Raw genomic sequence first — 18,234 nt, forward strand, 5'->3', positions numbered from 1 at the left:
GCCGTCAGGCGTCGTTGCGCGCGATCACTTCGGCCGCAGTGAGCGGCCGATAGGCAGAATCAGGGGCAGCGAAGGCGCGTTGCAACTCAGCCTTCAGCCGATCGAAGGCCACGCGCTCGGCCTGTTCCTTGTCGCGGCGGATCAGGTCGCGGACATATTCGCTGACATTCTCATAGTCGCCGTCCGGGCCGACGTTCTTGGCGACGAAGTCGCTCAAGGGGCCGCTGAGCCGGACAGTCATGGTAGTGGTGGTGCGCGGCATTGGCTCGCTCCTTGTCTTCAATATGAACAAGGATGAAGACAAAAGCCAGCCGCGCCGCTTTGTGTCTTACAAGATGAATCGGCTGAGATCGGCATTCCTGGCGAGGTCGCCGATGCGCGCTTCGACATAGGCGGCATCGATGGTGATGCTCTCCCCGCCGCGATCTGTCGCGGTGAAGGAGATCTCGTCGAGGATGCGCTCGATCACGGTCTGGAGCCGGCGCGCGCCGATGTTCTCGACCGTCGAATTCACCTCGACCGCGATGCGGGCGATCGCCGCGACCGCGTCCGACGTGAAGTCGATCGTCACCTGTTCGGTCGCCAGCATCGCCACCGACTGCTTGATCAGGCTGGCCTCGGTCTCGGTCAGGATGCGCTTGAAGTCCTCGACGTCGAGCGACGAGAGCTCGACCCGGATCGGCAGGCGGCCCTGCAGCTCCGGCAAGAGGTCCGATGGCTTCGAGACGTGGAAGGCACCCGACGCGATGAACAGGATGTGGTCGCTCTTCACCGGCCCGTGCTTGGTCGCGACCGTGGTGCCCTCGATCAGCGGCAGGAGATCGCGCTGCACGCCCTCGCGCGAGACATCGGCGCCGCCGCGGCCTTCGCGGGCGCAGATCTTGTCGATCTCGTCGAGGAAGACGATGCCGTTGTTCTCGACCTCGCGGATCGCCGCCTGGACGATCGCGTCCTGGTCGATCAGCTTGTCGCTCTCCTCGGCGAGCAGCGGTGCATAGGCGTCCTTGACCAGCACGCGCTTGGGCTTGCCGCGTTGCCCGAAGGCCTTGCCGAGCATGTCGGAGAGGTTGATCGCGCCGATCGAGGCGCCGGGCATGCCGGGCACCTCGAACATCGGCGCGCCGGAGGCCGCCGAGGCGATCTCGACTTCGATCTCCTTGTCGTCGAGTTCATTGTTGCGCAGCTTGCGACGGAAGCTGTCGCGCGTCGTCGCGCTCGCGGTCGGTCCGACGAGGGCATCGAGCACGCGCTCCTCGGCCGCGACATGTGCCTTGGCCTCGACATCCTTGCGCCGGCTCTCGCGGACCAGCCCGATCGCGACCTCGACCAGGTCGCGCACGATCGATTCGACGTCGCGGCCGACATAGCCGACCTCGGTGAATTTGGTCGCCTCGACCTTGAGGAAGGGCGCATTCGCCAGCTTGGCGAGGCGGCGGGCGATCTCGGTCTTGCCGCAGCCGGTCGGCCCGATCATCAGGATGTTCTTCGGCGCGACCTCCTCGCGCAGCGGCCCTTCCAACTGCTGCCGGCGCCAGCGATTGCGCAAGGCGATCGCGACGGCGCGCTTGGCATCCTTCTGGCCGACGATGAAGCGGTCGAGCTCGGAGACGATCTCGCGGGGGGAAAACGACGTCATCAAACAGGTTCCTGGATCATGATCAGCGCGGGGCCATCGCCGGTCTCGCGGATGTCTAGGGCCGTGAAGCCCGCCTTCTCATAGGCGCGGATCGCGGCGAGGTTCTCCGGATCGGGGTCGATCACCACCCGCGGCGCGCCCTGCGCCAGCAGATGCCGAGTGAAGGCGCCGATGAAGCGGGTGCCATGGCCCTGGCCGAGCATGTCAGCCTCGCCGATGAACTGGTCGATGCCGCGCGTACCCACGGGCTGGTCCTGCAGCGGGTAGTCGGGCCAGAGCGCGGGATCCCAGCTCTGCTGATGGGCGAAAGGCCGCCCGTCATGGCTGACGATCAGCGCCTCCATGCTGGGATCGCCGAAGATGCGCGCGATCTCGGCGAGCTCCTCGTCGGGATCACCCCACCAGCGCCGGACATGGCCCTGTTCGAGCCAGCGCGCCAGCATCGGGAAATCATCGGGCGTCGCGGGGGCGAAGGCGTAGCCGTCGGCGACGAAATTCATGGGGTCTCCAGGCTCTCGATGATGAGCGAGTGGTTGGTGTAGACGCAGATGTCGCCGGCGATCTTCATCGCCTTGCGCACGATCGTCTCGGCATCGGCCTCGCCGTCGACCAGGGCTCTGGCCGCAGCGAGCGCGTAATTGCCGCCCGACCCGATCGCCATCACCGAGCCATGCTCGGAAGCTTCCGGCTCGAGCACGTCGCCAGTGCCGGAGATCAGCAGCGAGACCTCCTTGTCGGCGACGAGCAGCATCGCCTCCAGCCGGCGCAGATAGCGGTCGGTGCGCCAGTCCTTGGCGAGCTCGACACAGGCGCGCAGCAATTGGGTCGGGAATTGCTCCAGCTTGGCTTCCAGCCGCTCGAACAGGGTGAAGGCGTCGGCAGTCGCGCCGGCGAAGCCCGCGATCACCGCGCCCTTGGCGAGGCGGCGCACCTTCTTGGCATTGCCCTTCATGATCGTCGGGCCGAGTGAGACCTGGCCATCGCCACCGATCACGACCCGGCCGCCCTTGCGCACCATCAGGATGGTGGTCGCGTGCATCACGGGGGCATTGCTAGTCTCTGACATTGCGATTCGGTCTCGGGCAAACGGTCAACGGGAACCGCCAACATGTTCAGGCTGAAGCCCGGTATCAAGAGCGACCCGGTGAAACGCTGGAATCTGTCCGAACGGGTCTTCTTCGCCTGCGGCGCCTGCCACATCCTCGCCTACGCCTTCCTGGAAGCCTATCCGGAGCATGGTTTCCACGCCGTCTGGATCAGGCCGGCCGAGGGCTTCACCGGTAACCACGTCTTCGTTACGAACGGCGAGACGGCCTTCGATTTCCACGGCTATCGCTGTGAAGAAGCCCTCATCGCCCATCATTGGGCCAAGGGCCGGCTCTGGTGGCCGGGCTGGGGCGGGACGTTGGTGCCCTTGCCACAGGACGTGCTGATCAGCGAAGCGAAATCAAAGACCTATGACGGCCTCTGGCTGCGCGAGCCCGGTCAGTTCCTGCACGATGCGATACCGCGGGCGCGGGCGTTTCTGGCGCGCTTCGGGCCTCCGCCGTCAGGCGCCCGCCAGGCTGGCGGCGCATTGCTCGACGAAGCGGGCCTGCGCCGCCAGATAGGGGCCGGGGCCGTAGCTGATGCGTGACACGCCGAGCCCGATCAGGGTCTCGCGGTCGGGCGCGCCGCCCATCATCATCACGTTCACCGGAAGCGTCAGCGCATCGCAGATCGCCGCGATGCCGCTCTCGTCGAGCAGCCCGGGAATGAAGAAGCCGCTGCAGCCGGCCTGCTGATAAGCCTGCGCCCGCACAACCGCCGCATCGACAAGGCCGGGGTGCCGCGTCTTGTCGGCCTCCAGCAGGAAAAGATCGGTCCTGGCGTTGATGAACACGGGGATGCCGAGATTATCCGCCGCGCTCCGGATCGCCTTGATCCGCTGCACCTGGTCGGCGATGGCATAGAGCGCACCGGTCCCGACGACCTGGTCCTCGAAGTTCAGGCCGACCGCGCCGGCCGTGATGATCCGCGCGGCGTTCTTCGCGACGCCATCGGGGTCTTGCGCGTAGCCGCCTTCGAAATCGACGGTCAGCGGCAGCGCGACGGCGGAGGCGATGCGGCCGACGATCGTCTCGATCAGGTCGAGCGGGATCGCCTCGCCGTCGTCGAAGCCATGGGCGGCCGCCATCGACCAGCTTCCAGTGGCGATCGCCTTGCTGCCGGCCTTGGCGGCCGAGCGGGCGCTGCCGGCGTCCCAGATATTGTAAAGGACGAGCGGTCGGCCTTTGACATGGAGTGCGGCGAACTCGGCTGCTTTGTCGGCCTGTGTCATCGACCCTCTCCTGCCTAGCGCGGCGCTGGTAGCGGATCCGGCTGTCGCCTTCTGTCAGCAGGTGCACCCAGCGCTGTGGCGACGCGGCAGGCAGTCGAACCCAGTGTCCGCTCGACGCCATGGCCTTCCGGCCGGTCGCCTGCTAAAGCGGGCACGGTTTTGCGAGGGCACAGAGGTCAGCATGCGTTCGGGCGAAGTGAAGCGCCGCACCAACGAAACCGATATCGCGGTCAAGCTCGTGCTCGACGGCACGGGCAAGGCCGAGATTGCGACCGGGGTCGGCTTCTTCGACCATATGCTCGACCTGTTCGCCCGCCATTCGCTGATCGACACCACCGTCAAGGTGAAGGGCGACACCCATATCGACGACCACCACTCGGTCGAGGATGCCGGCATCGCGCTCGGCGAGGCCCTGAAGCAGGCGCTCGGCGACAAGAAGGGCATCCGCCGCTATGCCGACGTCCATCTGCCGATGGACGAGACGCTGACCCGCGTCGCGGTCGACGTCTCCGGCCGGCCCTTCCTGGTCTTCCGTACCGAGTTCAGGGCGCAGAAGATCGGCACCTTCGATACCGAACTGGTGCGCGAGTTCTTCCAGGCTTTCGCGATGAATGCGGGCATCACCCTGCATGTCGAGACGCTCTATGGCGACAATGCCCACCATATCGCCGAGAGCTGCTTCAAGGGCCTGGCGCGGGCGCTGCGTCAGGCACTCGAGGTCGATCCGCGCGAGGGCGGCCGCGTGCCCTCGACCAAGGGCGCTTTGTAAGGGATCGCTGCCATGGCGTTCTATCAGGCTCTGATCCCGCCGCCGGGCGCTGGCGGGCTGCGCGAGGAGGTCGAGCAGGCCAGGCTCCTGCCCGAGAGCTTCACCTTTTCGGCGCTGGTCTTCGGCGGTCTCTGGCTGCTGTTCAAACGGCTCTGGCTCGCCTTCATCCTCTATGCGCTGGTCTGGGGCGGGCTGGTCTATCTGCAGCGCCAGATCGGCTTCTCCTTTCTCGCGGTGATGCTGTCGCATACCGCCCTTGCGGTCTTCCTCGGCTTCGAGGGCCAGAACCTGATTGCGCGCAAGCTGCTGCGGAAAGGCTGGCGGCTGGTCGACGTGGTCGAGGCGCCGGACCTCTCCAGCGCCGAGCGCCGCTTCTTCGAGCGGGCCCTGCCGGCTGGCGCGTCGCCTCGCATCGTCGAAACGGCGCCGGCTCCCATGCGCTTCGCGCCGAGTTCCGCGCCGGTGATCGGTCTCTTCCCCGAGGCGAACGGACGATGAGCCAGACCGTCACGATCGTCGATTACGGCTCGGGCAATCTGCACTCGGCCGCAAAAGCCTTCGAGCGCGCCGCCAATGAGGCCGGCATTGCCGCGACCATCCGCGTTACCAGCGATCCCGCCGAGGTTCGCGCTGCCGACCGCATCGTGCTCCCCGGCGTCGGGGCCTTCGCCGATTGCCGGCACGGGCTCGACGCCGTCTCCGGCATGGTCGAGGCGCTGGAGGAGACCGTCCGCGGCAAGGGCCGGCCTTTCCTCGGCATCTGCGTCGGCATGCAATTGATGGCGAGCCGCGGCCTCGAATACGTCACCACGAATGGCCTTGGCTGGATCGCTGGCGACGTCGCGCTGATCCGTCCGCAGGACGACGCCCTGAAGATCCCGCATATGGGCTGGAACACGCTGCACCCGCAGGACGAGCACCCGCTGCTCGCCGGCATCGAGACCGGCCCTTCCGGCTGGCACGCCTATTTCGTCCACTCCTATGCGCTGACGGCCGCGAAGCCGCAGGAGGTTCTGGCGCTGACCGATTACGGCGGCCCGGTCACCGCTATCGTCGCGAGGGACAACATCGCCGGCACACAGTTTCACCCCGAGAAGAGCCAGAAGCTCGGCCTCAAGCTGATCGGCAATTTCCTGAGGTGGGCACCGTGATCCTCTTCCCCGCCATCGACCTCAAGGAAGGCCGCTGCGTCCGCCTGAAGCAGGGCGACATGGACCAGGCGACGATCTTCAACGACGATCCCGCCGCCCAGGCCGCGACCTTCGAGGCCCAGGGATTTGAGTGGCTGCATGTCGTCGATCTCGATGGCGCCTTCGCCGGCAAGCCGATGAACGCGGCTGCGGTCGAAGCGATCCTGAAGCGCGTGCGCTTTCCGGTGCAGCTCGGCGGCGGCATCCGCGACATGAAGACGGTCGAGGGCTGGCTCGGAAAGGGCATCGCCCGTGTCATCATCGGCACGGCCGCGGTGCGTGATCCCGGCTTCGTTCGCGAGGCGGCCAAGGCGTTTCCGGGCAAGGTCGCTGTCGGCATCGACGCGCGCGACGGCTTCGTCGCGGTCGAAGGCTGGGCCGAGACCTCGGCGCTTGCTGCCGACGATCTCGGCCGCCGCTTCGAGGACGCCGGCGTCGCTGCGATCGTCTACACCGACATCGCCCGCGACGGCATGCTCCAGGGCATCAACTGGGACGGCACGATCGCGCTCGCCCATGCGCTGACGATCCCGGTGATCGCCTCTGGTGGGCTCGCCTCCATGGCCGATATCGAGCGCCTCTGCGCGCCCGATGCCGCGATCCTCGAAGGCGCGATCACCGGCCGCGCCCTCTATGACGGCCGGATCGACCCGGCGGCGGCGCTGGCGCGGCTGGCGGCGGCCTGAGAAGGCCGCCGACCGGCAGGGTGTTGGGTGCCTAGACCAGCTCGACCTTGCCGGTCGCCAAATCGTAGACACCGCCGACGACGTTGAGCTGCTTCTGCACGAGGCGCTGCGACAGGATCGGCGTCGCCTTCTGCAGCTTGGCGACGTTGAGCCTGACATTGGCGATGGTAGCGGCCTTCAGCAGGTCGGCCGCCCCCTCCTTCTGCGCCGCGAGCACAGCCGGCCTGATCGCATTGGTCAGTGACGGCAGGCGTCCCGGCAGCTTGGTCTTGTTCTTGACCACGTCGATGGTCGCCGAGACGGCACCGCAATTGCTGTGGCCGAGCACCAGGATGAGCTGCGAGCCCAGCACCTGCGCGCCATATTCGAGGCTCGCCAACACGTCGGCATTGACGAAATTGCCGGCGACGCGGGTGACGAAGAGCTGGCCCGGCCCCTGATCGAAGGCGAGTTCCGGCGCGACGCGCGAATCGGCGCAGCTCAGAATCGAGGCGAAGGGCGCCTGCGAATCGGCGCGCGCTACCCGCCCGGCCGAGAAGTCGCGCTCGCTGAGATTCCCCGAAACATAGCGGGCATTGCCGTCCACCAGCCGCTTCAGGGCTTCGTCGGGGCCGACCGCGGCCGATTGCGCCAGCAAAGGCATGGGCAGCGCGCTGGCGAGGGCCAAGCCGGCGCCGGCGGCAAACAGTCTGCGACGCGTAAGCTTGCCGGCGGCCGAAACACAATGATCGCACATCGTCGCAATCCTCGCATGGGTAGGATGCGCTTCGGCACGCTTCGGGATCAGCGCGCGGCGCGTGCTTTGTCAGCGCTGCCGATGCTAGGCTTCCCCGACGGCAACTGACAGCGCAAATCGTGCAATGATCGATCCGGCTGGCACGAGCGTGAACGACGGGTGAACCGGCCGGCTCGCGGTCTTTCGACCACCGGCCAGGATGCTTCCACCCGGAACCGCCGGAACCTCAGCGCAGATACTGCTCGTAATAGCGCTGGTACTCGCCGGTGGCCTTGGCGATGTGCAGCCATTGGTCGACGAAGGCCTTGAAGATCACGTCGCCGCGCGGCAGCAGATAGCCGATCTCGATGAAGGTCAGCGGCTTGTCGGGATTGATCGCGCAGAGGCCCGGTTTCAGCTTCTGCTGCACGGTCGCTTCGATCGCCTCGGTGACGAACACATCGGCGCGCCCGGCCAGGATCTCGTCGAAGATGCCGACATTGTCCTGGTGCAGCGTGATCTTGGCCTGCTTGAAGTTGCTCTTGGCAAAGCGCTCATTGGTACCGCCGGGATTGGCGATCGCGGTGACGCCGGGCTTGTCGATGTCGGCGACGCTCTGGAACTTGTCCTTGTCGGCGCAGCGTGCCAGCGGAATCTTGCCGGTCCGCAGTGCCGGCTCCGAGTAGAACACGCGCTTCTGCCGTTCCAGCGTCACGCCGATGCCGCCCATGGCGACGTCGCATTTGCCACCGGTGAAATCGGCCATCAACTCGGCCCATTTCGTCCGCACGAACTTCGGCTCGACGCCGATCGCCTTGGCGAGCGACTTCGCCATCTCGATGTCGATGCCCTCGAAGCTCTCGCCGACGGCATTGGTGAACGGCTTGTAGTCGCCGGTGGTGCAGATGCGGAGCGTGCCGGCGCTCTGGATCGCATCGAGCGCACTCGCAGGCGCTTGCGCCTGGACGGTGCCGATCGAGGACAAGCCTGCGCAGGCGGTGGCGAACGCACCGCGGATGATCGTCGACAGCATGAAAAGCCCTCGTCCCCTCTTTTGTCGTTGCCGCAAGGAGAGCAGCGTGCAGGGGCAGGTTCAACCGCCATGCAGGCGAGGGCGCCCGTGCCGGGCACGCATCGCTCGCCTAGCAGGCGTTGCATCCCGCTGTGCCGAAACATGCTTCAGGTTGCGCCGCGCCGCGATCTGTCAGCGGAGCGGCGCAGCCAGGCTGAAGGATCAGCGGACGAACTGGTTGTAGATCGTGCCGAACTCGCCGGTCGCCTTGGCGAGGTGCAGCCACTGGTCGACGAAGGCCTTGAAGACGGTGTCGCCGCGCGGCAGCAGATAGCCCATCTCGCCATATTGCAGGGGGGAGTCGGGATTGATGGCGCACAAGCCCGGCCGGATCTTCTCCTGGACCTTGGTCTCGATCGATTCAGCCACCATGATATCGGCCTTGCCGGCGAGGATCTGGTCCCAGATCGTGACATTGTCCGGGAAGATCTCGATCTTGGCCTGCTTGAAGTTGGCGCGCACGAAGCGCTCATTGGTGCCGCCGGGATTCACGATGACGCGCGTCTCCGGCTTGTCGATGTCGGCGACGGTCTGGAACTTCGAGACATCGGCGCAGCGCGCGATCGGCGCCTTGCCGTTGATCAGATAGGGCGCGGAGAAGAAGGCGCGTTTCTGCCGGTCGAGCGTGACCGAGATGCCGCCCATGGCGATGTCGCATTTGCCGCCGGTGAAATCGTTCATCAGGTCGGCCCATTTCGTCTGCACGAACTTGGCCTCGACGCCGATGGCCTTCGCCAGCGATTTCGCGAGCTCGATGTCGATGCCCTCGAAGCTGCCGTCCTTGGCGAGCGTGAACGGCTTGTAGTCGCCGGTCGTGCAGACCTGCAGGGCACCGCGGCTCTGGATCGTCTCGAGCTGGCTGGCCGGAGCCTGTGCCAGCGCGGCGGCGCTCACACCGAGCCCGGCCACGGCGCTCAGCACAGCCAGTTTCAGGCCCTTGAAGGGCGATGTGATCGTCATGAAAATCCCCTCGATTTTGCTTGTGGCGCGCAAGAGAGCAGGGATCGTGGCGGCGATCAATCCGGCCGGTGCGCGCTGCGTTTGCGTGCAGTGCAGCGGCGGCGCTATATGCGCCGACCCGTTTTTGTCGCTCCCGCTCGGGCAGGCCCACCGATGACCCTGAAGACCCGCATCATCCCTTGCCTCGACGTCAAGGACGGCCGTGTCGTCAAGGGCGTCAAGTTCGTCGATCTCGTCGATGCCGGCGATCCCGTCGAGGCGGCCAAAGCCTATGACGCGGCAGGCGCCGACGAGCTCTGCTTCCTCGACATCACCGCGAGCCATGAGGCGCGCGGCACCTTGCTCGACGTCGTCACCCGTACGGCCGAGGCCTGCTTCATGCCCCTGACCGTCGGCGGCGGCGTGCGCAAGGTCGAGGACATCCGCGCACTGCTGCTGGCCGGCGCCGACAAGGTCGCGATCAACACCGCGGCGGTGACCAACCGCCCCTTCGTCAAGGAAGCCGCGGAAAAGTTCGGCGACCAGTGCATCGTCGTCGCCATCGACGCCAAGCAGGTCACGCCCGGTCGCTGGGAGATCTTCACCCATGGTGGGCGCAACGCCACCGGCATCGATGCCATCGCCTTTGCGCGCGAGGTCGTTTCGCTCGGCGCCGGCGAGTTGCTGGTGACCTCGATGGACCGCGACGGCACGAAATCGGGTTACGATATCGGCCTGACCCAGCGCATTGCCGACGCGGTCTCGGTGCCGGTGATCGCTTCGGGCGGCGTCGGCGACCTCGACGACCTCGTTGCCGGCGTGCGCGACGGCCATGCCTCGGCCGTGCTCGCCGCCTCGATCTTCCATTTCGGCACCTACAGCATCCCGCAGGCCAAGGCGCACATGGCCGCCGCCGGGCTGGCGATGCGGCTGGATTGAGCGATGACGACTTTCACCCTCGCCGATCTCGAACGCATCGTTGCCGAGCGCGCGAGCGCCGCGCCGGAGGAATCCTGGACGGCCAAGCTCCTCGCCGCCGGGCCCGAGCGCGCCGCCAAGAAATTCGGCGAGGAGGCGGTCGAGGCCGTCATCGCGGCCGTGAAAGGTGATCGCGACGAACTGATCGCCGAGAGCGCCGATGTGCTTTATCATCTTTTGGTCGTGCTGAAGTCCCGCGATGTTGCATTGCGGGACGTCTTGAGCCAGCTTGAGGCCCGTACCGCGCGCTCCGGCCTGGCCGAAAAGGCGGCGCGGCCCCGTTAGGGCCTGGTCGTGCCCAAGGTTTGAAAGTCGAGGCGGTCGCGTTGAACCTCGAAGCTTGGAATACGGGGGGTATCATGGACCAGCGTCCGCTCGCGGCGCCATCCGCCCCCGATCTGGTCTCGCCCTATCGCAGCTTCTCGCGCGACGAGTGGGCGCATTTGCGGGCCGATGCACCGCTGACGCTCTCGGTCGACGATCTGACCAAATTGCAATCGATCAACGACCCGATCTCGCTCGACGAGATCGTCGCGATCTACCTGCCGCTCTCGCGCCTGCTCTCACTCTACGTCGCCGCAACGCAAGGGCTGTTCAAGGCGACGCAGCGCTTCCTGATGGCCGAGGCCGAGGTCAAGGTCCCCTATGTCATCGGCGTCGCCGGCTCGGTGGCCGTCGGCAAGTCGACCACGGCGCGCGTGCTGAAGGCTTTGCTCTCGCGCTGGCCGAACACGCCCAAGGTCGAGCTCGTCACCACCGACGGCTTCCTTCTGCCCAATGCCGAGCTCGAGCGACGCGGCCTGATGCAGCGCAAGGGCTTCCCGGAAAGCTATGACAGCGCTGCGATCCTGCGTTTCCTCTCGGATGTGAAGGCCGGCAAGCGCGCTGTCAGCGCCCCCGTCTATTCGCACCTGGTCTACGACGTGGTGCCCGGCGAGCAGGTCACAGTCGAGCGGCCGGACATCCTGATCCTCGAGGGGCTCAACGTGCTGCAGGCGAGCCGCCTGCCGAAGGACGGCACGGTCACCCCGATCGTGTCGGACTTCTTCGACTTCTCGGTCTATCTCGACGCCGACGAGAACGACCTGCACCGCTGGTACGTCAACCGCTTCATGACGCTGCGCCAGACCGCCTTCCGCGATCCGCGCTCCTTCTTCCGCAAATACGCCGAGATCGGCGAGGAGGAGGCGCTCTCCATCGCCGAGAAGCTCTGGACCGGCATCAACCTGCCCAATCTGCGCGAGAACATCGTGCCGACCCGCCAGCGCGCCAGCCTGATCCTGACCAAGGGCGCGAGCCACCGCATCCAGCAGGTCGCGCTGCGGCGGCTCTAGGGCGGGCATCGAGCCGCCGGGTCCAGAACACGATGACGATCTATGTCGCCCTGCTGCACTCGATCGTGCTCGGCCCCGGCGGGCGCGTGGTCATGGCGGACCTCAAGGCCATGGCGGCGGAGGCGGGCTTTGGCGACGTGCGCAGCTGGGTCGCCACCGGCAATCTGATCTTCGAGGGCGAGGATGCGCCTCTCGCGGCGGTCGAGGGGCGGCTGGAAGCGGGCTTCCGCGCCCGTTTCGGCAAGCATGTCGACATCATCGCGCGTAAGGCCGGGGACTGGCGGCGGCTCGCCGCCCAAAACCCGTTCCCTGAAGGGAATGGCGCCGATATCGGTATCCGCGTCATGCGAAAGCCGCTCGGCTCTGACGTCCTCTCCATGCTCCGCGGGCTCGCCGCGCCCGGCATTGCGCTGGCCCTCTCCGACGGCGACCTCTGGATCGATTTCGGTGGCAGGCCGAGCGAGACCAGGCTGCTCTCGCATCTGACGACGAAGAAGCTCGGCATCGGAACGCTGCGCAACGCCAACACCGTCAAAGCGCTCGCCACGATGCTGGACTGATGCCGCTCGATTTCGCGTCCCTCGGCCTGATGGCCGGCGCTGCCTTCGTCGCCGCGACGCTGCTGCCGGCGCAGTCCGAGGCTGTCTTCATCGGGCTCCTGGCGGCGAAATCGGTCGATCCGACGCTGCTCTTCATCGTCGCCTCGGTTGCCAACACGGCCGGCTCGGTCGTCAACTGGTGGCTCGGCCGGCTGATCGCGACGGGCGGCGTCGAGCGCCTGCCGGCGCGATTGCGGCCCGATCCCGTGCGCTTCGCCAAGGCGCAGGGTTGGTTCGCCCGCTTCGGCTGGCCTTCGCTGCTCTTCTCCTGGCTGCCGATCGGCGGCGATCCGCTGACCTTCGTTGCGGGCTCGCTCAACTATCCGCTGCTACGTTTCATCCTGCTGGTGTTCATCGGCAAGTCGGCACGCTATGCCTTGCTCTGGGCGGGCTGGGCCGCTGCTGCATAAGCATTTGCGCGGATTCCGGTCTCGGGCTACCAGCGAGGCCCCTTCTGATGGAGACCAGATCATGAGCATCAAGCGCATCGCCCCCGGCCCGCGCATGTCGAAGGCCGTCGTGCATGGCAACACGGTCTATCTTGCCGGTCAGGTCGCCGACAAGGCTGCCGGCAAGAGCGTCGGCGAGCAGACCAAGGACATTCTCTCGATCATCGACGGGCTCCTCGCTGAGGCCGGCACCGACAAGTCGAAGCTGCTGATGGTCAACATCTGGCTCTCCGACATGTCGACCTTCGCCGAGATGAACGCCGTCTGGGACGGCTGGGTGTCGGCCGGCAACACGCCGGGCCGCGCCACCGTCGAGGCCAAGCTCGCCGGACCGCAGTTCACGGTCGAGATCGCGGTCATCGCCGCGATCTGATCGCTGTCGCACTAGAGCAGGATGCGAAAAAGTGGGAACCGGTTTTTCGCTGGAATCCTGCTCTAAATTCTTAGAATCGATCACGTTTTATGAGTTTGGATCGATTCGATCCAAATTCATCGTGATCTAGGGTGGCGGGAAACGTGAATCCGGAGCTCGCTACCATCCTGGCCCGTGTCTCGCAGCGCGAGGGTGTTCCCCCCGCGCTGTTGCTCGGGGTGCTCGCCTCGATGGGCGACGCCTCCGGCAAGCCCGACTTCACTCGGATCGAGAACAACTTGGCGCGCCGCGCCGGAGATTTCCGCAGCCTGCAGACCCGGCTCGCCAGGCCGGCCGGCAACGATCCGGAACGCGACAGATTGCAGGCGCTGGCCATCCAGGCGCTGGCCGAGGGCCGGCTCGCCGAAGCCGACCGCCTGCTCGCCTTGGCCGAGCAGCGCAATCTCGATGGCGCGGCCGCTCCCGATGCGCTCTCCCGCGACCGCCTGCTCGCCGCCGCTGCCGGGCGTGCCGATCGTGGTGCGGTGGCGATGCTGCATCTCAATCCGAAAGCCTATGGCGAAGCCGCCGAGCGCTATGCCGAGGCGGCGCTGATCGCCGATTCCGCTGAAGCTGGCAGCGGGCTCACCTATGCCTGGATGCAGGCCGATGCATTGGCGCGGCGCGGCGCCGACTTCTCCGACAAGTCCGCTTTCGTCGCTTCGATCGGCCAATTGCGTGGCCTGCTCGCCAAGCTCGACAATTTCGACCAGACCGTGCCCTGGGCGGAGACGCAGCTTCGGCTGGCGCGCTCTCTCACCGGCCTGTCGCATTATGAGGGCGGCGGCTCCCTGCTACGGCAGGTGGTCGAAATCTACCGCACGACCCTGGAGGATCTGCAGCGCGCCAAGGCGCCGCGCCTCTGGACCACGCTGCAGACCAGGCTCGGCGAGGCGCTGGCCCGGCTCGGCGAGATCGAGGACGATGCCGGCCTGCTCGACGATGGAGTTGCCGCCTTCCGCGCCGGACTGTCAGGGATGACGCGCGCCGACATGCCGCGTGAATGGGGCCGGCTGCAATGGGAGCTCGGCAAGGCCCATGTCGCGCTCGGCCTTCGTGCCAGCGGCGTCTCGGCCTTCGAAGCGGCGGTGAACTGTTTCAAGCTGGTGCTCGACGACCGGCCGCGCGAGAGCGCCCCGCTTGAATGGGCCGAGGTGCAGGACCGGATCGGGGCCGCGCTGGTCGGCCTCGCCGGCTATTACAACGAGCCAGTCGTGCTGGAGGAAGCGATCGCCGCCTTCGACGCGGCATTGGACGTCAGGCGCCGTGAGATCGTGCCCTCGCTCTGGGCCGAAAGCGCCGCCAACCGGGCCGAGGCGCGGCTGGAGCTGGCTGAGCGCATCCGCGACCGCGTTGAGGCTGAGAAGGCGACCACCGAACTCGTCATGGCGATCGAGACGCTGCGCGGCCTTGGCCTCGCAGCCGAGGCCAAGCGGCGTGAGCCGAAGTTGCGGCGGGCCGCAGTCCTCGTCGAGACCCTTCGGAAAAGCTGATCAGGCCCTGACGCGCAGGGCAGCGAGCCGCTCCAGCGCCTTGTCCAGCGTCGCATCGTGCTTGGCGAAGCAGAAGCGCACGACATTGCGCACCGCCCCTTCCGCGTAGAAGGCGCTGACCGGGATCGCGGCGACGCCGTGCTCGGCGACCAGTCGCTGGCAGAAGGCGACGTCGTCGCTCTCGCCGAGCGGGCTGATGTCGACATTGAGGAAATAGGTGCCGGCGCTCGGCAGCACGCTGAAGCCGAGATCGTTGAGGCCGCCGGCGAAGCGATCGCGCGAGCGCTGGAAATCGGCGCGCATCCCTTCGAAATAGGCGTCGTCCTTGCCGAGGCCATAGGCGACCGCCGCCTGCAGGTTCGGCGGCGTGGTGAAGGTGATGTACTGGTGCGCCTTGGCGAGCACGCGCATCAGCTCGGGCGCCGCCATCACCATCCCGACCTTCCAGCCGGTCAGCGAGAAGATCTTGCCGGCCGAGGAGATCTTGACCGTACGCTCGCGCATGCCGGGCCGGCTCATCAACGGCTGATGGCGGTGGCCGTCGAAGACGACATGCTCCCAGACGTCGTCGCAGATCGCGCACGCATCGTGCCGGACGCAGAACGAGGCCAGGAGGTCGAGATCGGCTTCGCTGAAATTGGTCGCGGTCGGGTTGAGCGGGTTGTTGAACAGCACCACCTTGGTCTTCGGCGAGAAGGCTTTCGCCAGCGCCTCCTCGCTGAGCCCGAAATGCGGCGGCGTCAGCGTCACGAATTTGGGAATGCCGCCGGCACGCCGCACCAGCGGCAGGTAGGCGTCGTACATCGGCTCGAACAGCACGACCTCGTCGCCGGGCGAGATGAGTGCCATCAGCGCCCCGGCGATCGCCTCGGTCGCGCCGGAGGTGATCATCACCTCGGCCTCCGGATCGAGCTCCAAACCCTGCCAATGCCGGAAATGCGTCGCCGTCGCCTGGCGCAGCTCAGGCAGGCCCATCATCGGCGGGTACTGGTTCCAGCCCTCGATCACGGCCTGCGCCGCCTTGCGGCGGACATCCTCGGGGCCGGGATCGTCGGGGAAGCCCTGGCCGAGATTGACGGCCTGGTGCTCGCGCGCGAGCCGCGACATGGTTTCGAAGATCGTCGTCGGAAGGGCGGAGAAGATTGGGTTCATCGCGGCTGGCTTCACTCGGGAAGGCGGGCGTAAAGGCTCGGATGCCGCCATAGCACGCGCAACGCCGGTGTGCATCGTCCCGAAAAAGTGGCAGATTATGCGGAGTGATGAATATTGACATTCGTCAGTAGTCAGTGTTTTCTACCTCTCAGCCGGTTCACGCCAGCACTTCTGCGGTTTCTTCGCCCCTTTGGAGCCGTGGGACGCTGACGTGGATCGGTGAGCTTTTTCTGGGGCAGGAAGCGAGCTAGGCAGGCTCCATGCATCCCTCCCATCGAATCCCTGCCCTGATGTTGCTCGGCACCGGCTCCAATGTCGGCAAGTCGCTGCTCGTCGCCGGCCTCTGCCGCCTCTTCGCCGATCGCGGGCTCAAGGTCCGCCCGTTCAAGCCGCAGAACATGTCGAACAATGCCGCTGCGACCGCACAGGGCGAGATCGGCCGGGCCCAGGCACTGCAGGCGCGCGCCGCCCGGATCGCGCCTGACGTCGACATGAACCCGGTGCTGCTCAAGCCTGAGAGCGACCGCGGCAGTCAGATCATCCTGCAGGGCCGTGTCGCCGGCCATCTCTCCTCGGGGGATTTCAGCCGCCGCGGCGATTTCCTGCCGAAGGTGCTGGAGAGCTTCGAGCGACTGAGCGACGGCGCCGACCTGATCCTGGTCGAGGGCGCTGGTTCGCCGGCCGAGACCAATCTGCGCGCCCGCGACATCGCCAATCTCGGCTTTGCGCGTGCTGCCGGCGTTCCGGCGATCCTCGTCGGCGATATCGACCGCGGCGGGGTCATCGCCAGCCTCGTCGGCAGCCATGCCGTGCTCGATGCCGAGGACCGGGCGATGATCCGCGGCTTCGCCATCAACCGCTTCCGTGGCGATGTCGGCCTGTTCACGCCTGCGCTCGACACGATAACTAGGGCGACCGGCTGGCCGAGCCTCGGCGTCGTGCCCTGGTTCGCCGATGCCGCGCGTCTGCCGGCCGAGGACGGGCTCGACTTGATCCGGGGCGCCCCAGCTCGCGATGGCGCGCTGAAGATCGCCGTGCCGGTCCTGCCCGGCATCGCCAATTTCGACGATCTCGATCCGCTCAAGCTCGAGCCCGGCGTCGAGCTTGTCTTCATTGGCCCCGGCACGCCATTGCCGGGCGACGCCGCCCTGGTGATCCTGCCAGGCTCGAAGACGACCCTGCGCGATCTCGCCAGGCTGCGGGAGGAGGGCTGGGATATCGACATCCTCGCCCATCGCCGCCGCGGCGGCCATGTCCTCGGTCTCTGCGGCGGCTACCAGATGCTCGGCAAGACCGTGCGCGATCCGCTCGGGCTCGAAGGCCCGGCCGGCGCCGCCCCCGGGCTCGGCCTGCTCGATATCGAGACCGAGCTCACGCCGGACAAGACGGTGCGCGAGGTCGCGGTCGCCCATCCGGAGAGCGGCACGGCGGGCCGCGCCTACGAGATCCATCTCGGCGTCAGCGACGGGCCGGACCGCGCGCGGGCACCGTTCCGCGTCGACGGCCGGTCGGAAGGGGCCCGCAGCGCCGACGGAAGGGTGGTCGGGACCTATCTCCATGGCGTCCTGACCTCGGATCCGCTGCGCCGCGCCTGGCTCGAAAATCTGGCGGGAAAGCCGCTGGCGGAGGGTGAAGCCTATGAACCTGCCGTGGAAGCGGCGCTCGACCGCCTGGCCGGGCATCTGGAACGCCATCTCGACATCGACGCCATCCTCGCATTGGCGCGTTCGCGCTCCTGACATCGAACGGGTGTTTTGCGAAAAACTGTCAGGAGAACACAAATAAAGCTTTGCCGTTCAATTTGTTGACGAATGACGAAATTCGTCATAGTCAACGATGGCGTCCGCAGACGGCCTACGGGAACAAGTCAACAGACCGGGAAGTTGCTGTGGCATGAGCACAGTAGAGCGCGATACAAGGCACGACATCATCGATGTCGCCGAGCGGTTCTTCCGCCAGATCGGCTATCAGAAGACCACTGTCGCCGATATCGCCAAGTCGCTGCGCATGAGTCCGGCGAATGTCTATCGTTTCTTCGACTCCAAGAAGGCGATCAACGAGGCCGTTGCCGAGCGCTCGATGAGCGAACTCGAGGCGACCGTCGCAGCGATCGCCGCCGAGAAGCGTCCGGCGAGCGAGCGCCTGCGCGACATCCTCGCCGCGACCTGCCGCATCAATGCGGCCCGCTATCTCGACAACCACCGCCTGCATGAAATGGTCGCCTGCGCCATGGAGGAGAGCTGGGACGTCATCCGCGGCCATATCGAGCGCTATGACGCGATCCTGCGCTCCGTCGTCGCCGACGGCATCGCCAGGGGCGAGTTCACCGCCCGCGATCCGGTTACCGCGACCCATTGTGTACGCATGGCGATGCTGCGCTTCTGTCATCCGCTCCTGCTCGGCCAATGTGCCGAGCTTCCCGGCCCGACCGTCGAGGAGATGATCGATTTCATCCTCGCCGGGCTGGGCGCCGTCCGCTCCGCTGCCTGA

The 18,234-nt window shown here is 66.6% G+C and carries 23 protein-coding genes; 14 read left to right on the forward strand and 9 right to left on the reverse strand.

The annotated features are described in order from the left end of the window. Positions 1 to 4 precede the first annotated feature (4 nt). From GV161_RS10505 to hslV, 4 genes are all read right to left on the reverse strand, one after another. The gene (locus GV161_RS10505) at positions 5 to 262 is read right to left on the reverse strand and encodes an addiction module antitoxin (RefSeq protein WP_152013193.1); all 258 of its coding nucleotides are present in this window, start codon (positions 260 to 262) and stop codon (positions 5 to 7) included. A gap of 66 nt (positions 263 to 328) precedes the next feature. Further along, positions 329 to 1,636 carry an ATP-dependent protease ATPase subunit HslU gene (gene hslU / locus GV161_RS10510; protein WP_152013192.1) on the reverse strand — a complete coding sequence of 436 codons (1,308 nt, stop codon included), beginning with the start codon at positions 1,634 to 1,636 and terminating at the stop codon, positions 329 to 331. Continuing rightward, a complete protein-coding gene (locus tag GV161_RS10515) occupies positions 1,636 to 2,136 on the reverse strand; it encodes a GNAT family N-acetyltransferase (protein WP_152013191.1) in 501 nt (166 codons plus the stop codon). The genes hslU and GV161_RS10515 overlap by 1 nt, the downstream gene beginning before the upstream one ends. Further along, entirely contained in the window at positions 2,133 to 2,702 is a 570-nt protein-coding gene (hslV, locus tag GV161_RS10520) for an ATP-dependent protease subunit HslV (protein WP_193219507.1), read from the reverse strand. The genes GV161_RS10515 and hslV overlap by 4 nt, the downstream gene beginning before the upstream one ends. 42 nt (positions 2,703 to 2,744) lie before the next feature. On the opposite strand from hslV, the gene GV161_RS10525 reads away from it, so the two are divergent. Next, positions 2,745 to 3,272, forward strand: coding sequence for a hypothetical protein (locus tag GV161_RS10525; RefSeq protein WP_193219506.1), 528 nt, complete (start codon positions 2,745 to 2,747; stop codon positions 3,270 to 3,272). Here the strand turns inward: GV161_RS10525 and GV161_RS10530 are convergent. Further along, complete coding sequence (locus GV161_RS10530; protein WP_152013190.1) at positions 3,186 to 3,956, reverse strand: isocitrate lyase/phosphoenolpyruvate mutase family protein; 771 nt, start codon at positions 3,954 to 3,956, stop codon at positions 3,186 to 3,188. The genes GV161_RS10525 and GV161_RS10530 overlap by 87 nt on opposite strands. Positions 3,957 to 4,137: 181 nt before the next feature. Between GV161_RS10530 and hisB the strand changes: the two genes are divergently transcribed. From hisB to hisA, 4 genes are read left to right on the forward strand one after another with little or no spacing between them, the layout of a single operon-like run. Next, a complete protein-coding gene (gene hisB / locus GV161_RS10535; RefSeq protein ID WP_152013189.1) occupies positions 4,138 to 4,725 on the forward strand; it encodes an imidazoleglycerol-phosphate dehydratase HisB in 588 nt (195 codons plus the stop codon). 12 nt (positions 4,726 to 4,737) lie between these two features. Next, positions 4,738 to 5,223 (forward strand): DUF2628 domain-containing protein, encoded by a 486-nt coding sequence (locus GV161_RS10540; protein WP_152013188.1) that lies wholly within the window; start codon positions 4,738 to 4,740, stop codon positions 5,221 to 5,223. Next, positions 5,220 to 5,876, forward strand: coding sequence for an imidazole glycerol phosphate synthase subunit HisH (hisH, locus tag GV161_RS10545; RefSeq protein ID WP_152013187.1), 657 nt, complete (start codon positions 5,220 to 5,222; stop codon positions 5,874 to 5,876). Before GV161_RS10540 ends, hisH begins: the two co-directional genes overlap by 4 nt. Continuing rightward, on the forward strand, positions 5,864 to 6,601 hold the full coding sequence (gene hisA / locus GV161_RS10550; RefSeq protein WP_152013186.1) for a 1-(5-phosphoribosyl)-5-[(5-phosphoribosylamino)methylideneamino]imidazole-4-carboxamide isomerase: 738 nt from the start codon (positions 5,864 to 5,866) through the stop codon (positions 6,599 to 6,601). Before hisH ends, hisA begins: the two co-directional genes overlap by 13 nt. A gap of 31 nt (positions 6,602 to 6,632) precedes the next feature. On the opposite strand, the gene GV161_RS10555 is transcribed toward hisA, so the two are convergent. The 3 genes from GV161_RS10555 to GV161_RS10565 form a co-directional block, all read right to left on the reverse strand. Next, positions 6,633 to 7,337 (reverse strand): carbonic anhydrase, encoded by a 705-nt coding sequence (locus tag GV161_RS10555; protein ID WP_152013185.1) that lies wholly within the window; start codon positions 7,335 to 7,337, stop codon positions 6,633 to 6,635. 226 nt (positions 7,338 to 7,563) lie between these two features. Next, positions 7,564 to 8,349 carry a transporter substrate-binding domain-containing protein gene (locus tag GV161_RS10560; RefSeq protein ID WP_152013184.1) on the reverse strand — a complete coding sequence of 262 codons (786 nt, stop codon included), beginning with the start codon at positions 8,347 to 8,349 and terminating at the stop codon, positions 7,564 to 7,566. Between the two features lie 201 nt (positions 8,350 to 8,550). Further along, the gene (locus GV161_RS10565) at positions 8,551 to 9,348 is read right to left on the reverse strand and encodes a transporter substrate-binding domain-containing protein (RefSeq protein WP_152013183.1); all 798 of its coding nucleotides are present in this window, start codon (positions 9,346 to 9,348) and stop codon (positions 8,551 to 8,553) included. 153 nt (positions 9,349 to 9,501) lie between these two features. Between GV161_RS10565 and hisF the strand changes: the two genes are divergently transcribed. From hisF to GV161_RS10600, 7 genes are all read left to right on the forward strand, one after another. Further along, positions 9,502 to 10,266: an imidazole glycerol phosphate synthase subunit HisF gene (gene hisF / locus GV161_RS10570; protein ID WP_092159819.1), complete on the forward strand. Its 765-nt coding sequence runs from the start codon at positions 9,502 to 9,504 to the stop codon at positions 10,264 to 10,266. Between the two features lie 3 nt (positions 10,267 to 10,269). Beyond that, entirely contained in the window at positions 10,270 to 10,590 is a 321-nt protein-coding gene (locus GV161_RS10575; protein ID WP_152013182.1) for a phosphoribosyl-ATP diphosphatase, read from the forward strand. 74 nt (positions 10,591 to 10,664) lie between these two features. After that, positions 10,665 to 11,639 carry a type I pantothenate kinase gene (coaA, locus tag GV161_RS10580; RefSeq protein WP_152013181.1) on the forward strand — a complete coding sequence of 325 codons (975 nt, stop codon included), beginning with the start codon at positions 10,665 to 10,667 and terminating at the stop codon, positions 11,637 to 11,639. 32 nt (positions 11,640 to 11,671) lie between these two features. Then, on the forward strand, positions 11,672 to 12,199 hold the full coding sequence (locus GV161_RS10585) for a DUF1697 domain-containing protein (RefSeq protein ID WP_152013180.1): 528 nt from the start codon (positions 11,672 to 11,674) through the stop codon (positions 12,197 to 12,199). Beyond that, positions 12,199 to 12,648: a YqaA family protein gene (locus GV161_RS10590; protein ID WP_152013179.1), complete on the forward strand. Its 450-nt coding sequence runs from the start codon at positions 12,199 to 12,201 to the stop codon at positions 12,646 to 12,648. Before GV161_RS10585 ends, GV161_RS10590 begins: the two co-directional genes overlap by 1 nt. 61 nt (positions 12,649 to 12,709) lie before the next feature. After that, entirely contained in the window at positions 12,710 to 13,060 is a 351-nt protein-coding gene (locus GV161_RS10595) for a RidA family protein (protein WP_152013178.1), read from the forward strand. A 143-nt stretch (positions 13,061 to 13,203) separates the two neighbouring features. Then, positions 13,204 to 14,592 carry a hypothetical protein gene (locus GV161_RS10600; RefSeq protein ID WP_152013177.1) on the forward strand — a complete coding sequence of 463 codons (1,389 nt, stop codon included), beginning with the start codon at positions 13,204 to 13,206 and terminating at the stop codon, positions 14,590 to 14,592. Here GV161_RS10600 and GV161_RS10605 read toward each other — a convergent pair whose 3' ends face one another. Then, positions 14,593 to 15,744, reverse strand: a complete 1,152-nt coding sequence (locus tag GV161_RS10605) for an aminotransferase (protein ID WP_152013176.1) — start codon at positions 15,742 to 15,744, stop codon at positions 14,593 to 14,595. It lies immediately after the preceding gene. Positions 15,745 to 16,004: 260 nt separating this feature from the next. On the opposite strand from GV161_RS10605, the gene GV161_RS10610 reads away from it, so the two are divergent. Beyond that, positions 16,005 to 17,483, forward strand: coding sequence for a cobyric acid synthase (locus tag GV161_RS10610; RefSeq protein WP_152013175.1), 1,479 nt, complete (start codon positions 16,005 to 16,007; stop codon positions 17,481 to 17,483). Positions 17,484 to 17,637: 154 nt separating this feature from the next. Next, positions 17,638 to 18,234 carry a TetR/AcrR family transcriptional regulator gene (locus tag GV161_RS10615; protein WP_152013174.1) on the forward strand — a complete coding sequence of 199 codons (597 nt, stop codon included), beginning with the start codon at positions 17,638 to 17,640 and terminating at the stop codon, positions 18,232 to 18,234.

It is taken from the genome of Bosea sp. 29B (assembly GCF_902506165.1).
GTDB lineage: Bacteria > Pseudomonadota > Alphaproteobacteria > Rhizobiales > Beijerinckiaceae > Allobosea.